Source organism: Massilia sp. LXY-6, assembly GCF_051233485.1.
Classification (GTDB): Bacteria; Pseudomonadota; Gammaproteobacteria; order Burkholderiales; family Burkholderiaceae_D; genus Telluria.
In genome coordinates this window covers 12,524-26,688 of sequence record NZ_JBKFGF010000031.1, presented here as the reverse complement: position 1 = coordinate 26,688, position 14,165 = coordinate 12,524, and the positions used below count along the sequence as shown (strand labels likewise).

12 protein-coding genes are annotated in these 14,165 nt (G+C 65.9%); 8 read left to right on the top strand and 4 right to left on the bottom strand.

The genetic code is table 11. The features are described 5' to 3' along the window. On the bottom strand, window positions 1-2,010 hold the full coding sequence (locus ACI48D_RS15060; protein WP_435572043.1) for an ATP-binding protein: 2,010 nt from the start codon (window positions 2,008-2,010) through the stop codon (window positions 1-3). 117 nt (window positions 2,011-2,127) lie between these two features. Between ACI48D_RS15060 and ACI48D_RS15055 the strand changes: the two genes are divergently transcribed. From ACI48D_RS15055 to ACI48D_RS15030, 6 genes are all read left to right on the top strand, one after another. Next, on the top strand, window positions 2,128-3,132 hold the full coding sequence (locus ACI48D_RS15055; RefSeq protein ID WP_435572042.1) for a TRAP transporter substrate-binding protein: 1,005 nt from the start codon (window positions 2,128-2,130) through the stop codon (window positions 3,130-3,132). 139 nt (window positions 3,133-3,271) lie between these two features. Next, the gene (locus ACI48D_RS15050) at window positions 3,272-3,838 is read left to right on the top strand and encodes a TRAP transporter small permease (protein ID WP_435572041.1); all 567 of its coding nucleotides are present in this window, start codon (window positions 3,272-3,274) and stop codon (window positions 3,836-3,838) included. Then, window positions 3,835-5,115, top strand: a complete 1,281-nt coding sequence (locus tag ACI48D_RS15045; protein ID WP_435572040.1) for a TRAP transporter large permease — start codon at window positions 3,835-3,837, stop codon at window positions 5,113-5,115. Before ACI48D_RS15050 ends, ACI48D_RS15045 begins: the two co-directional genes overlap by 4 nt. A 273-nt stretch (window positions 5,116-5,388) precedes the next feature. After that, a complete protein-coding gene (locus ACI48D_RS15040) occupies window positions 5,389-5,931 on the top strand; it encodes a methylated-DNA--[protein]-cysteine S-methyltransferase (protein WP_435572039.1) in 543 nt (180 codons plus the stop codon). Further along, window positions 5,904-6,809, top strand: a complete 906-nt coding sequence (gene xerD / locus ACI48D_RS15035) for a site-specific tyrosine recombinase XerD (RefSeq protein ID WP_435572038.1) — start codon at window positions 5,904-5,906, stop codon at window positions 6,807-6,809. The genes ACI48D_RS15040 and xerD overlap by 28 nt, the downstream gene beginning before the upstream one ends. A gap of 71 nt (window positions 6,810-6,880) precedes the next feature. Next, window positions 6,881-7,057, top strand: coding sequence for a hypothetical protein (locus ACI48D_RS15030; protein WP_435572037.1), 177 nt, complete (start codon window positions 6,881-6,883; stop codon window positions 7,055-7,057). A 150-nt stretch (window positions 7,058-7,207) separates the two neighbouring features. Here ACI48D_RS15030 and ACI48D_RS15025 read toward each other — a convergent pair whose 3' ends face one another. The 3 genes from ACI48D_RS15025 to ACI48D_RS15015 all read right to left on the bottom strand — a co-directional run bounded on the left by ACI48D_RS15025 (window position 7,208) and on the right by ACI48D_RS15015 (window position 12,780). After that, window positions 7,208-10,345 (bottom strand): efflux RND transporter permease subunit, encoded by a 3,138-nt coding sequence (locus tag ACI48D_RS15025; RefSeq protein ID WP_435572036.1) that lies wholly within the window; start codon window positions 10,343-10,345, stop codon window positions 7,208-7,210. A gap of 3 nt (window positions 10,346-10,348) precedes the next feature. Further along, a complete protein-coding gene (locus tag ACI48D_RS15020) occupies window positions 10,349-11,557 on the bottom strand; it encodes an efflux RND transporter periplasmic adaptor subunit (RefSeq protein WP_435572035.1) in 1,209 nt (402 codons plus the stop codon). A 209-nt stretch (window positions 11,558-11,766) separates the two neighbouring features. Next, complete coding sequence (locus ACI48D_RS15015; RefSeq protein ID WP_435572034.1) at window positions 11,767-12,780, bottom strand: endonuclease/exonuclease/phosphatase family protein; 1,014 nt, start codon at window positions 12,778-12,780, stop codon at window positions 11,767-11,769. Window positions 12,781-12,818: 38 nt separating this feature from the next. Between ACI48D_RS15015 and ACI48D_RS15010 the strand changes: the two genes are divergently transcribed. Both ACI48D_RS15010 and plsY read left to right on the top strand, forming a co-directional pair. Continuing rightward, complete coding sequence (locus ACI48D_RS15010; protein ID WP_435572033.1) at window positions 12,819-13,310, top strand: aminoacyl-tRNA deacylase; 492 nt, start codon at window positions 12,819-12,821, stop codon at window positions 13,308-13,310. A gap of 88 nt (window positions 13,311-13,398) precedes the next feature. Further along, window positions 13,399-14,031 carry a glycerol-3-phosphate 1-O-acyltransferase PlsY gene (gene plsY, locus ACI48D_RS15005; RefSeq protein ID WP_435572032.1) on the top strand — a complete coding sequence of 211 codons (633 nt, stop codon included), beginning with the start codon at window positions 13,399-13,401 and terminating at the stop codon, window positions 14,029-14,031. Window positions 14,032-14,165: the final 134 nt, after the last annotated feature.

The window sequence follows — 14,165 nt, the reverse complement described above, 5'->3', positions numbered from 1 at the left end:
TCAGGTGGGTATTGTAGCCTGCGCCTGCTGCAGCGTGAACGTGAACACGGTGCCGCCGCCCGGATTGTCGGCGTGGGTGAGGGTGCCGCCGTGGAATTCGATCGCCGTGCGGCAGATCGACAGGCCCATGCCCATGCCCTCGGCCTTGGTCGAGAAGAACGGCGAGAACAAACGCTCGGCCACCTCCGGCGGAATCCCGTGGCCGTTGTCGATCACCGACACCGCCACCTGGCCCTGCTCCTCCGTGCGGGTGTGCGCGGCCTCGATGCGCAGCACGCGGCGTTCCCTGTCGATGTCCTGCATCGCCTCGATCGCGTTGCGGGTCAGGTTCAGCAGCACCTGCTCGAGCAGCAGGCGGTCGGCCAGTACCGGCGGCAGGTCGGGCGGCACCTCGACCTGCAGCGTGACGTAGCTCTGGCGCGCCTGCAGGTCGACCAGCGCGCGGATGCCGTCGATCACGTGCTGCACGGTGACGCTCTCGCGGCGCGGCTCGCGCTTCTTCACGAATTCGTGCACGCTGCGGATGATCTGGCCGGCACGCCGGGCCTGGGTATTGGCCTGTTCCAGCGCGCGCCGCAGCATGCCGGCGTCGAGCGCGGGAGCGGACGGGCCGCCGTCGCCGACGCGCGCCAGGACGTTCAGCGCCCCCGCCGTGTAGCTGGAGATCGCCGCCAGCGGCTGGTTCAGCTCGTGCGCCAGCATCGACGAGATCTCGCCCATGGTCGCCAGGCGCGCACTGGTCTCCAGCTTTTCCTGCTGCTGGCGGGCCAGGTCCTCGGCGCGCCTGCGGTCGGTGATGTCGAGGATGGAGCTCATCCAGCCGGTGTGGCGGCCGTGGCTGTCGACCAGCGGGGCCTCGAACACCAGCACCGGCACGCGCGAGCCGTCGGGGCGCTGGAACACGGTCTCGAACTGCGGCGTGGCGTGGCCGGCCAGGACCTTGCGGAAGCGCTGCTCGTAATCGTCCATGGCTTCCGGCGCCCAGTAGGGCATGGGCGGCTTCTTGCCGAGCAGTTCGTGGTCCGGCAGGCCGACGATGCGGCAGAAGGCCGGATTCACATAGGTCACGCGGCCTTCCAGGTCGCGCGCGCGCAGGCCGGTCAGCAGCGAATTCTCCATCGCGGTGCGAAACGCCATCTGCTGGCGCAGCGCGTTCTCGGCGGCGATGGTGCGCGCGATGTGGCGCCACAGCGCGCCCAGCGACAGCACCAGTCCCAGCGCCAGCACGATCACCGAGCCGACCAGCAGGTTGGGCAGCAGGTTTGGGGCGCCCTTCACGCTGTCGGTGGCCAGCACGATCTGCCCGCCCGGCAGGTCGAGGGCGCGCTTGTGGGTGTACACGCCGCGCCCCGGGCCGCCGGCGGCGCGCTGGGCCACCACGTGGTCGTCGCGGTCGAGCAGGGACAGGGCGTTGTCCTGGGCGAACCACCAGGGCACGTTCTCGTCCAGCAGGGTCTGCAGGCTGTAGGTGGCGACCAGGCTGCCGGCGAACTTGCCGTGGTGGTAGAGCGGCAGGTGGTAGTCGACCAAGCCGCGCAGGGTGGGCGAGGGGCCGTAGGGATCGCTGTAGCGCCCGCTGCGCGTAGTGCGCGACATCGCCTGGGCCTCGCGCGAGGACTGGATCGGCTCGCCCGGCAGCTCGGCGCCGCGCATGGCCAGCAGCCTGCCGTCGGCGTCCAGCCAGGCCACGCGGCGCAGTTCGTGGCCGTTCTTGAACATCTGCGCCAGGCGTGCCTGCAGGGTTTGCTGCGTGGGCCGCGTGTCGGCCGCCAGGTCGACGCCGAGGGTCGCCAGCGCCTCTTCGCTGCGCGCCAGTTCGAAGCGCAGGGTCTGCTCGACCCAGAGGGTATCGGCGATCAGCTGTTCCTGGCGCTCGTTGCTCTCCATCTGGCGCGCCTGCCAGGGCAACCACAGCAGGACCAGCAGGAACAGCAGCACCAGCAGCACCGGCACCAGCCAGCGCCAGGGGCCGTCCGGCACCGGCCGCGGGATCGGAAATGGGTTTTTCATGCAAATAACGTGATACGTTTACTGTTGAGCGCCTATTGTGGTTTTCCACAATAGCAATCGAGGGGAAAGCTCAGCAGACTGCAGTGACATATAAAAAACATACTTAACGGAGACAGCATGCAGATCAGATCCATGGTCGCGGCACTTGCTATGGTTGCGGGCGCCAGCTTCGCACTCAACGCATCGGCCCAGGCCCCCATCGTCATCAAGTTCAGTCACGTGGTCGCGACCGACACGCCGAAGGGCCGTGCCGCCGAACGCTTCAAGGACCTGGCCGAAAAGCTCACCAAGGGCCGCGTCAAGGTCGAAGTCTACCCGAACAGCCAGCTGTACAAGGACAAGGAAGAACTCGAAGCCCTGCAGCTGGGCGCGGTCCAGATGCTGGCGCCGTCGCTCGCTAAGTTCGCGCCGCTGGGCGTGAAGGAATTCGAGGTGTTCGACCTGCCGTACATCTTCCCGAACAAGACCGCCCTGTACACCGTGACCGAAGGCCCGATCGGCAAGGGCCTGCTGCAGAAGCTGGAGCCGAAGGGCATCACCGGCCTGGCCTACTGGGACAACGGCTTCAAGATCATGTCGGCCAACAAGCCGCTGCACGTGCCAAGTGACTTCCGCGGCCTGAAGATGCGGATCCAGAGCTCGAAGGTGCTGGACGCGCAGATGCGCGCGCTGGGCGCCAATCCGCAGGTGCTGGCCTTCTCGGAAGTCTACCAGGCCCTCCAGACCGGCGTGGTGGACGGCACCGAGAACCCGCCGTCGAACATGTACACCCAGAAGATGCATGAGGTGCAGAAGCACGTGACGATGTCGAACCATGGCTACCTGGGCTATGCCGTCATCGTCAACAAGAAGTTCTGGGACGGCCTGCCGGCCGACGTGCGCGGCCAGCTGCAGCAAGCCATGGGTGAAGCGACCAAGTACGAGAAGGCGATCGCCCAGCAGGACAACGACGCCGCCCTGGACGCCATCCGCAAGGCCGGCAAGACCACCATCTACACCCCAACCCCGGCAGAGCAGGCCGAGTGGCGCAAGGTGTTGGTGCCGGTCCAGAAGCAGATGGCCGGCCGCGTCGGCGCGGACCTGATCACCACGATCAACAAGGCCACGGCTTCGGCCCAGTAAAGTCCCCGTCGTCTCCGCGCAGGCGGGGATCTATACTGAGCATTCGGCGCTGCCACCGAGCGATTTGCTGTCACGGTAGCCGGAACCTCAGCATGGGTCCCCGCCTTCGCGGGGACGACGCAGTTCGCCAAGGACCCCCATGAAAATCCTCGATCGCCTCGAAGAGTGGATCATCGCCAGCCTGATGGCCTGCGCCACTCTCATCATCTTCATCGCGGTGCTGCACCGCTACCTGTCCGGCCTGCCGATTCCCGGCCTGCAGGACTGGCTCATCAGCCTGAATACCAGCTGGGCCCAGGAACTGTCCACCTTTATGTTCGTGTGGATGGCCAAGTTCGGCGCCGCCTACGGCGTGCGCACCGGCATCCACGTTGGCGTCGACGTGCTGGTCAACCGCCTGTCCGAACGCTGGCGCAAGAAGTTCATCGTGTTCGCACTGCTGGCCGGCGCACTGTTCACCGGCATCATCGGCACGCTGGGCCTCAACTTCATCCTGCGCCTGGCCGGTACCGACCAGACCTCGTCCGACATGGAAGTCCCGATGTGGATCGTCTACATGGCGCTGCCGCTCGGCTCCTACCTGATGTGCTTCCGCTTCCTGCAAGTGACCTGGCACTTCCTGCGCAACGGCGAACTGCCGCGCCATGACCATGCCTACGTCGAAGGCCTGGAAGACGAAATTGAAGATGCAAGGAAATCCACATGAACGCCGCCATTATTTTCGCGCTGCTGATCGTCCTGATGCTGACCGGCATGCCGGTCTCGATCTCGCTCGGCCTGACGGTGCTGACCTTCCTGTTCACCATGACGCACGTGCCGATCGAGTCGGTGGCGATGAAGCTGTTCACCGGCATCGACAACTTCGAGATCATGGCGATCCCGCTGTTCATCCTGGCGGGCAACTTCCTGACCCACGGCGGGGTGGCCCGCCGCATGATCAACTTCGCCACCTCGATGGTCGGCCACTGGCACGGCGGCCTCGCGCTGGCCGGCGTGCTGGCCTGCGCGCTGTTCGCCGCGGTCTCGGGCTCGAGCCCGGCGACGGTGGTGGCGATCGGCTCGATCATCCTGCCGGCCATGGTCAAGCAGGGCTATCCGAAGCGCTTCGGTGCCGGCGTGATCACGACCTCGGGCGCGCTCGGCATCCTGATTCCGCCGTCGATCGTGATGGTGATGTATTCGGTGACCACCAATACCTCGGTCGGCCAGCTGTTCATGGCCGGCGTGGTGCCGGGCCTGCTGCTGGCGTTCCTGCTGGGCCTGACGACCTGGGTCATCGCCCGCAAGCATGATTACCCGCGCATGCAGCGCGCCACCTGGGGCGAGCGCCTGACCGCCTTCCGGCGCAGCGCCTGGGGCCTGTTCCTGATCGTGATCGTCATGGGTGGCATCTACAGCGGCGTGTTCACCCCGACCGAAGCGGCGGGCATCGCGGCCGTGTATGCCTTCGTGATCGCGGTGTTCGTCTACAAGGACCTGAGGCTGGTCCAGGTCGGCAAGGTGCTGCTGGATTCGGCGGCGATGTCGGCGATGCTGCTGTACATCATCACCAACGCCGTGCTGTTCTCCTTCCTGATGACGAGCGAGAACGTGCCGCAGGCAATGGCCGGCTGGCTCACCACCCAGGGCCTGGGCCCGATCAGCTTCCTGCTGGTCGTGAACGTGCTGCTGCTGTTGGCCGGTAACGTGATGGAGCCGTCCTCGATCGTGCTGATCATGGCGCCGATCCTGTTCCCGGTCGCGGTCCAGCTCGGCATCGACCCGGTCCACTTCGGCATCATCATCGTCGTGAACATGGAAGTCGGCATGTGCCACCCGCCGGTCGGCCTGAACCTGTACGTGGCCTCGGGGGTGACCAAGATGGGCATCTCGGAACTGACGGTGGCCGTGCTGCCATGGCTGCTGACGATGATTGGTTTCCTGCTGTTAATCACCTACGTTCCGGCGATCAGCCTGTGGCTCCCGCGTCTGATTTATAGCTGAAATATATTTGGTGAATGTATATAAAAAACTACGCTTTTCTTATTCGAATGCGTTATGATGGCGCAGCTTTGGCACCATCATGGTGCGTTCGAAAAGCCCGGATTGAATGTGGGGAGAAGCAAAAAAATCGGTAATCCAGCAGTGGACTACCGGAGAAATTTTGAGGAGACACACGTTTTATAGATGCCGCCGGCATTGACCGAGTGGCCGCAAACGTGAACCGACTAAGAGCGCACCCCACGAGGGTGCGTTTTTTTTTGCTACACTGAATCAATGAACATACAACAAGGCAGCGAACTCTTCAGCGCGATCGTCGGCGCGCCGTTCGGGGCGATGGGGATCCGTACCGAGACCCAGGGGGAGCAAACCCGGCTGCGCGAGCTGGTCTACCTGCCGCCGCATTACCAGGAAAAGGCGCCCCAGGATGCCGCCGCCGAACAGGCTGCGGAGCAGGTCGTGCGCTACTTCGCCGACGCCGATTTCCGCTTCGACTTGCCGCTGGTGGAGGCCGGCAGCGTGTTCCAGCGCCGCGTCTGGGAATCGATCTGCGCGATTCCGCGCGGCAGCGTGCGCACCTACGGCCAGATCGCCAAGCTGCTGGAATCGCATCCGCGCGCGGTTGGCCAGGCCTGCGGCGCCAATTGGTTCCCGCTGGTGATTCCCTGCCACCGCGTGACGGCAGCCGGCGGCCTGGGCGGCTTCGCCAGCAGCGACGACGAACACGGCTTTACGCTGACGGTCAAGCGCTGGCTGTTGCGTCACGAAGGCGCGCTTCCCACCGACGTTCCATGGCAGCAGCAGTCAATCTTTCCCTGATCGACGGCTTCTGCGACGCGCTCTGGCTCGAGCATGGGCTGGCGAAGAATTCGCTGGACGCCTACCGGCGCGACCTGCGCCTGTTCGCCAACTGGCTCGAAGTCAAACGTCCGGACTGCGCCAGCCTGCACGCGGTGCAGCCGCAGGACATCGCCGCCTATTTCGCCGAACGCCACGAGGACACCAAGCCGAGTTCGGCCAACCGGCGCCTGTCGGTGCTGAAGCGCTTCTACCAGATGGCGCTGCGCGAGCGCCGCATCGAACACGACCCCTGCCTGAAGATGGCCTCGGCGCGCCAGCCGCTCCGCTTCGTGCATACGCTCAGCGAAGCGCAGGTCGAGGCCCTGCTGGCGGCGCCGGACGTCGCCACCCCGCTCGGCCTGCGCGAGCGCACCATGCTCGAGCTGATGTATGCGAGCGGCCTGCGGGTGTCGGAACTGGTCACGCTGCGGCTCGTCGAGCTGAGCCTGAACGACGGCGTACTGCGCGTCACGGGCAAGGGCAGCAAGACCCGGCTGGTGCCCTTCGGCGAAGAGGCGCGCCACTGGCTCGACCGTTACATGAAGGAAGCGCGCGGGGCGATCTTGAACGGCCAGGTCGACGATGCCCTGTTCGTGACCGGCCGCGGCGGACCGATGACGCGCCAGATGTTCTGGATCGTCATCAAGAAGCACGCGGCGAAGGCCGGTATCACGGCGCCGCTGTCGCCGCACACGCTGCGCCACGCCTTCGCCACCCACCTGCTAAACCACGGCGCCGACTTGCGCGTGGTGCAGCTGCTCCTGGGGCATTCCGACATTTCGACGACCCAGATCTACACCCACGTCGCGCGCGAGCGCCTGAAGCACCTCCACGCCCAGCACCACCCGCGTGGTTAATTCTCAAGACCTGGCGGGTCTGGTGAGTCATAATGGTTTAGTAAAACACTTTCCACATGCACGAGGACACCATGGCCAAGACGAATTTCCAGTACGAAAAACGGCAACGTGAGTTGGAGAAAAAGAAGAAGGCCGAAGAGAAGGCCAGGCGCAAGCAGGATGCCAAGCAGCACAAGGGGGAGGAGGGCGAGGCTTCTCCGGAACAGGATTCGGGAGAAGTGGCTGAGCCGGAGCGTGATTCGGCGTAAACCGTCGTTCCCGCGGAGGTGGAATAGTGCCCCCGGCACGATTCCCCATGCGCCGCGTGATTAGTGGCTCAGCATGGATCCCCGCCTCCGGGGAGCCGTTTCCGGCAGTGCCGGGAACGACGTTGGTTTCCCTTTCCTTTCGCCGCAGCGTCAGATTGCCTGCCCTTTCGCTGCAGCGGCTTCGGCGTCGCCGAGTTCCTGCGCCATGTCTTCCTCATGCCCCCGCTTGAACCAGCGCGCCACCCGCTTGCCCAGGCTGTCCAGGTAGGTGTACGCCACCGGCACCACCACCAGCGTCAGCAGGGTCGAGGTGATCACGCCGCCGATCACTGCGCGGCCCATTGGGGCCTGGGTTTCCCCGCCTTCGCCCATGCCGATCGCCATCGGTAGCATGCCGAAAATCATCGCCAGGGTCGTCATCAGGATCGGGCGCAGGCGCACCTGGCCGGCTTCCATCAGTGCCGCGAACTGTCCCTTGCCTTCGCGCTGGCCGTGGTTGGCGAAGTCGACCAGCAGGATCGCGTTCTTGGTCACCAGGCCCATCAGCATCACGATGCCGATCACCGAGAAGATGTTCAGCGTGGTCTTCGTGACCAGCAGGGCGACCAGCACGCCGATCATCGACAGCGGCAGCGACACCATGATCGCGATCGGCTGCAGGAAGCTGCCGAACTGCGAAGCCAGCACCAGGTAGATGAAGATCACGGCGATGCCAAGCGCGACCGCGAAGCCGCCCATGGTCTCGTCCATTTCCTGGGCCTGGCCGCCGACGTCGAAGCGGATGCCCGGCGGCAGCTCGATCGATTTCATGGCCTTGTTGACGTCGCCCATCACGTCGCCCAGCGGCCGGCCTTCCAGGCCCGCATACACCGCCACGCGCCGCTCCAGCGCCTGGCGCTTGAGCACCTGCGGGCTGGTCGAAGGCAGGAACTCGACCACCTGGCGCAGCGGCACCATGATGGGGTTGCCGGCCGCGTCCAGGCGGCTGGAGGCCACCGACAGGTCGGCCAGGTCGGCCACCTTCTCGCGGCCCGACTTCGGCAGCTGCACGTTGACCTCGTAGTTCTGGCCGTCCGGCGCCAGCCAGCGGTTGGTCTGGTCGCCGGCCACGAAGGGGCGCAGCGCGGCGCCGATCTGCTGCACGTTCAGGCCCAGGTCGTTCGCCATCTCGTGGTTGATCTTGACGATGGTGGCCGGATTCGCGCCTTCCTGGCTGTACTCGATGTCGGCCACTCCCTTGATCTTCTTCATCTTGTCCATCAGGCGGTGCGCGACCTCGTCGAGCTTGGCCTCGTCGCTGCCCAGGATAGCGATGAAGATCGGGCGCTGGCCGACAGTCATGCCGATGCCGGGAATGCGCGACAGGCGGTCGCGGATCGCCTTCTCCATCTCCTGCTGCGAGCGGCGGTGGGTCTTGCGCACGTCCGTCAGCTTGACGTTGACCATCGAGGTGTTGCGGCCTTCCCAGGCGGCGACGATGGTCTGCATGCTGTCGATTTCCTTGAATTCCTTGAGCGCGCTTTCCACCTGGCGCATCTTGGCGTCGGTGTAGTCGAGGCTGGAGCCGACCGCGGTCTTGAACTTCAGCTGGACGAAGCCGTCGTCGGTCTGCGGTACGAACTCGCCGCCGATCTTCGGGATCAGCAGCAGGCTGCCGGCGAACAGCGCCACCGCCAGCAGCAGGGTCGACTTGCGCCAGGCCAGCGCGAAGCCCAGCACCTTCGCGTACCAGCCGTGCACGTGCTCGATGAGCACCTCGATGCGCGCCATCAGGCGGCCCAGCCAGGGCAGGTACTTGAAGCGGCCCTTGACCGGGTCCGGCCACACGGATGACAGCATCGGATCGAGCGTGAAGCTGACGAACAGCGACACCATCACCGCCACCGCCACCGTGATCCCGAACTGCAGGAAGAAGCGGCCGATGATGCCCTGCATGAAGGCGATCGGCACGAACACGGCGACGATCGCGAAGGTCGTGGCCATCACCGCCAGCCCGATCTCGTTGGTGCCGTCCTCGGCGGCGCGCACGTGGTTCTTGCCCATGCCGAGGTGGCGCACGATGTTCTCGCGCACCACGATGGCGTCGTCGATCAAGAGGCCGATGCACAGCGACAGCGCCATCAGGGTCAGGAAGTTGAGCGTGAAGCCGAACCACTTCATGGCGATGAAGCTGGCCAGTACCGAAATCGGCAGGGTCAGGCCGGTGATCACGGTGCTGCGCCAGGAGTGCAGGAACAGGAACACGATCACCATGGTCAGGATCGCGCCCTCGACGATGGTCCCCTTGACGTTGTCGAGCTGGCCCTGCACGGTCTTCGCCTTGTCGTCGAGGACGCGGAACTGCACGTCCTTCGGCAGGCTCGCCTTCATGGCCTCGATCGCCGCCTTGACGCCGTTGCCGACGGCGACGGTGTTCGCATCCTGCACCTTGGCGATCTCCAGCGAGATCGCGCGCTCGCCGTTCACGCGCGAGATCGACTGTTCCTCGGCGGCGCCGTCGCTGATCTCGGCCACCTGGCTCAGGTAGACCGGGCCGCTGGCGCGCTTGGCCACGATGATGCGCTTGAAGTCGGCCGCTTCCTTCATCTTGCCTTCGATGCGGACCAGGTTCTCGCGCTCGCCGCGGCTGATGCGGCCGGCCGGCAGGTTGGCGTTGGTGGCGCTGATCGCGCTCATCACCTCGTCGACGCCGACGTTCAGGCTGCGCAGCTGCTCGGGGCGGATGTCGACCAGGATCTGGCGCGCCTGCTTGCCGTTGATGCGCACCTGGCCGACCCCGGCCACCGACTGGATGCGCTTGACGATCACCTGCTCGGCCAGCATCGACAGGTCGCGCAGGCTGCGCTCCGATGAGGTCAGCGATATCAGCAGCACCGGCTGCGCGTTCTCGCCTTCCTGGCGGAACACCACCGGTTCCTTGACTTCGCGCGGGAAGGCGCCGCGGACAGTCCCGATGCGGTCGCGCAGGTCCTGCACGGCGCGGTCCATGTCGACCGTGAGCTGGAACTCGACGCCGATGCCGGAACGGCCTTCCCAGGAATTGCTGCGAATCGTCTTGATGCCGCCGACGGTATTCGCCGCTTCCTCGAGCGGACGGGTGACGTCGTTCTCGACCTGCTCGGGCGAGGCGCCCGGATACTGGGTCTCGATCCACACCGCCGGGATCTCGATGTTGGGCATGCTTTCCACGCCCAGGCTGCGGTAGGAGAACAGGCCAAGCACCATCAGGCCGACCATCACCATGGTCGCGAACACCGGGTGCTTGATACTGGTACGGGTCATCCACATGGCTCAGTCCTTCTTCGCTGCTGCTGCTGCTGCGGGCAGCTTGACCTGCGAGCCCGGCTTGACGTCGTCGAGCTTCACGGCCAGCACCATGGCGCCCGGTTGGACACCGTCGAGCGCCTCGACCAGCCCGGCGTCCTCGTTCTTCAGGCCGAGCGTGACCGGCTGCGCCGTCACCTTGCCGGCGTCCACGCGATAGACCACGTCCTTGCCGTTCTCCTTCTGCACGGCGCCCAGCGGCAGCAGCGGATGCGCGGCCGACTTCGCGGTCGTCACCGCGCCCTTGGCGAACATGCCGGCGCGGAGAAGCCCGTCAGGGTTGTCGACGCCGATATACACCAGCATCGCGCGCGAGCCGGCTTCGGCGGCCGGATTGATGCGCAGGACCTTGCCGGCGAAATTGCGGCTGCCGAAACCGTCGACCTTGAACTGCACCTCCTGGCCGACCTTGATGCGCGGGATGTCGGACGCCGGCACCTGGGCGTCCAGCGTCAGCTGCTTGAGGTCGACGATGGAAAACACCGGGCTGTCCGGCGAGAGCTTTTCGCCGGCCTGGGCATGGCGCTTGCTGACCACGCCCGACAGCGGCGCGCGGATGACCGTATCGTTCAGGGCAATGCGCGCCAGTTCGAGCTGGGCGCGGGCCGAGTCGACCGCGGCCTGGGCCAGGTCGACCGCGTTCGAGGTCGTGTCGTAGGCGTTCTGGGCGATGTAGTTCTGCTTGAGCAGGGCCGCGCTGTTGGCCTGGTTCTTCTTCGCCAGCGCCAGGCGCGCGCTGGCCTCGTTCAAGGCCGCCTGCTGCTGGGCCACGCGGGCGCGCGCCTCGCTGTCGTCCAGCCGCGCGATCACCTGGCCGGCCGTCACGTTCATACCTTCCTGCACCGTGGTCTGGCGTACCACGCCCGACACCTTGGAGCGCACCGTGGCCTGGGCCAGCGGCGTCAGCGAGCCGGACAGCGGCAGCGTCACCGCCAGCGGCTGCGCTTCGACCAGGGCGACGTCGCGTGGCGACAGTTCGTGGACGGGGTCCTTCTTCGCCGCGGCTGCGGGCGAGGCCGGGGTGGGCTTGGCGCCCGCCTGCATGGTCGCGTAGCCGCCGGCGCCCGCGAGCGCGAGGACGGCCAGGCCGATGGCGGGAGCGCGCCAGCGGCGGCGCCCGGCCTTGGCGGTGCTCGACGGGGCGGCGGAGGCGGGCGGCAGGGACTCGATTTTCATGGCGGCGCTCTTCTCTCTTCTTATTCAGGGGATTGCAGCAGAATAGAGAAGGACATGACGAACAGCTATCGGAATGCGACGAGCCGTGCATTCCGGCCGCTGAAACGTCAAAAAGCCGGGACGGACGTCAGTACGCGCGGACGGGGCGGACAGCATGCCGGACACGTATTCCCGCTCGTCGTTCCCGCGAAGGCGGGAACCCAAGCTGATCAGGCGTCGCCGTAGGGCGGAATAGTCGGGCCGCCCGGCTTGGTGGCGGACGGGGCGGTGTCGCCGGCCTGCTCGAACAGGCGCAGGCGCGCCAGCACCTGGCCATGGTCGGACGCTTCCGGCAGGCCGAGGTCGAGGTGGTCGTTCAGGTAGACCACGTCGGCGATCTCGCCGAGCGCGCCCGGCAGCTCGGCGTTGAATTCCTCCGACACCAGGATATGGTCGATGGTCGTGTACTGGCCTTCGTGCAGGTTGGAAAAACCGACGTGGCGCAGGCGGTCCTGGCGGCGCTGCAGCTGGCAGGCGTCGTACAGGCGGTCGCCGCTGGGGGAGCCGAGGCCCAGCACGATGCCGGTGGTGACGGCGTCGGCGACGTCGTTGAAGTCGCCCAGCACCACCCGCGGGCGGCGGTTCTCGCGGCCCATGTTCGTCAGGATCACGCGTAGGCCGGCCGCCTCGGTGCCGCGCCGGATCAGCGAGCGCAGCGACGCCAGCGCGAACAGCTGCGGGTCGTCGCCGCTGTCGTTGGCGCGGTAGTCGGGACGGCGCGACTTTAGGTGCACAACCACCACGTCGACCGTCAGGCCGGGTCGGATCTCGATTGCCGCGTGCAGGGGCGCGCGGGTGAAGCGCTCCGGGTCGCGGTTCCCGGGGGGCATCGCGATCCCGGGCGGGAAGTAGGGAAAAGAGGCCGGCGCGTCCGCCAGCGGCAGGCGCGAGACCAGGGCGACGCTGGGCGTCAGTTTGTCGGCGCCGGGGTCGGGGTCGAAACCGACGTGGATCGCTTCGCGGTAGCGGCGGGTGCGCGACAGCGCCTCGGCCAGCGAGGCCTGCGAGAACACTTCCTGGAAGCCGATCACGTCGGCGCCCAGCATGTCGATCTGGCGCGCGGTCCAGGCAATCTTCGCTTCGTACTCTTCGGGCGTACTCGGTTCCAGGTTCTCGTAGAGCTTGGCGCCCGGCGGCGCCAGGTTGCAGACGTTGAAGGTGGCAAAGCGAATTTCTTGCTGCATAATAAGCAACTCCTCCGTTTGCTTTTAGCGTAACACGCATGGCCAAGAAAGAGCACATTTCAGAGACCCCGGCAACCCAGTTCTTGCGCAAGCACAATGTGGTCTTTTCCGAGCATCCCTACACCTACGAGGAGCACGGCGGCACCGCGGTGTCGTCGCGCGCACTGGGCGTGCCCGAACACGCGGTCGTCAAGACGCTGGTGATGCAGGACGAGGCGGCGCGCCCGCTGATCGTGCTGATGCATGGCGACTGCAAGGTCTCGACCAAGAACCTGGCGCGCGCCATTCCCTGCAAGTCGGTCGAGCCGTGCAAGCCGGAGGTGGCGCAGCGCCATTCGGGCTACCTGGTCGGCGGCACCTCGCCGTTCGGCGTGCGCAAGGCGATGCCGGTGTACGTCGAAGAGAGCATCCTGGCGCTGCCGAAAATCTATATCAACGGCGGCCGGCGCGGCTTCCTGATCGGCATCGACCCGGCCGTGCTGGCCGCGGTGCTGAAGGCCCGCCCGGTCCACTGCGCGCTGGTCGATTAGCCGCTGGAATTACCGCCGGGCTCGGCCGATGGTGTATATTCCACGCGCCGGCCCTGTCCGGCACAGGGATCAATAGAAAAGAGACAGCATGTACACAGTTATCTTCACCATCGCAGCCTACCTGATCGGCTCGATTTCCTTCGCGGTCGTGATGAGCCGCGCCTTCGGCCTGTCCGACCCGCGCACCTATGGATCGAAGAATCCGGGCGCGACCAACGTGCTGCGCAGCGGCAGCAAGAAAGCGGCCATCGCCACGCTGGCCGGCGACTGCCTCAAGGGCTGGCTGCCGGTCTGGCTGGCGGTGCACTTCGGCGACCGCTTCGGCATCGAGGACGGCGGCATCGCCCTGGTGGCGATCGCGGTCTTCGCCGGCCACCTGTGGCCGGTATTCTTCCGCTTCGTCGGCGGCAAGGGCGTGGCGACCGCGCTCGGCGTGCTGCTCGGCCTGAACGTCTGGCTGGGCCTGGCGACCCTGGTGACCTGGCTGGTGGTGGCCTACGCCTTCCGCTATTCCTCGCTGGCGGCGCTGGTGGCGGCGATCTTCGCGCCGTTCTACTACGGCCTGCTGTTCGGCGCCAACGAGATCCTGTTCGCCGTCGTCATCATGAGCGCGCTGCTGCTGATCCGCCACGGCAAGAACATCGGCAACCTGCTGGCCGGCAAAGAATCGCGCATCGGCAGCAAGGCCGCCGGCGCCAAGCAGCCCGTCAAGAAAAAATAAGCTCTTACCTGATCTCCGTAAAACCGGGGTCAGACTCCAAATTTTGGCAATGGCTCGTTAGCTATTTCTAAAAATCGGAGTCTGACCCCGGTTTGTCGTTAATCAAACGGCGGCGCGTTTCCCTATACGCGCTG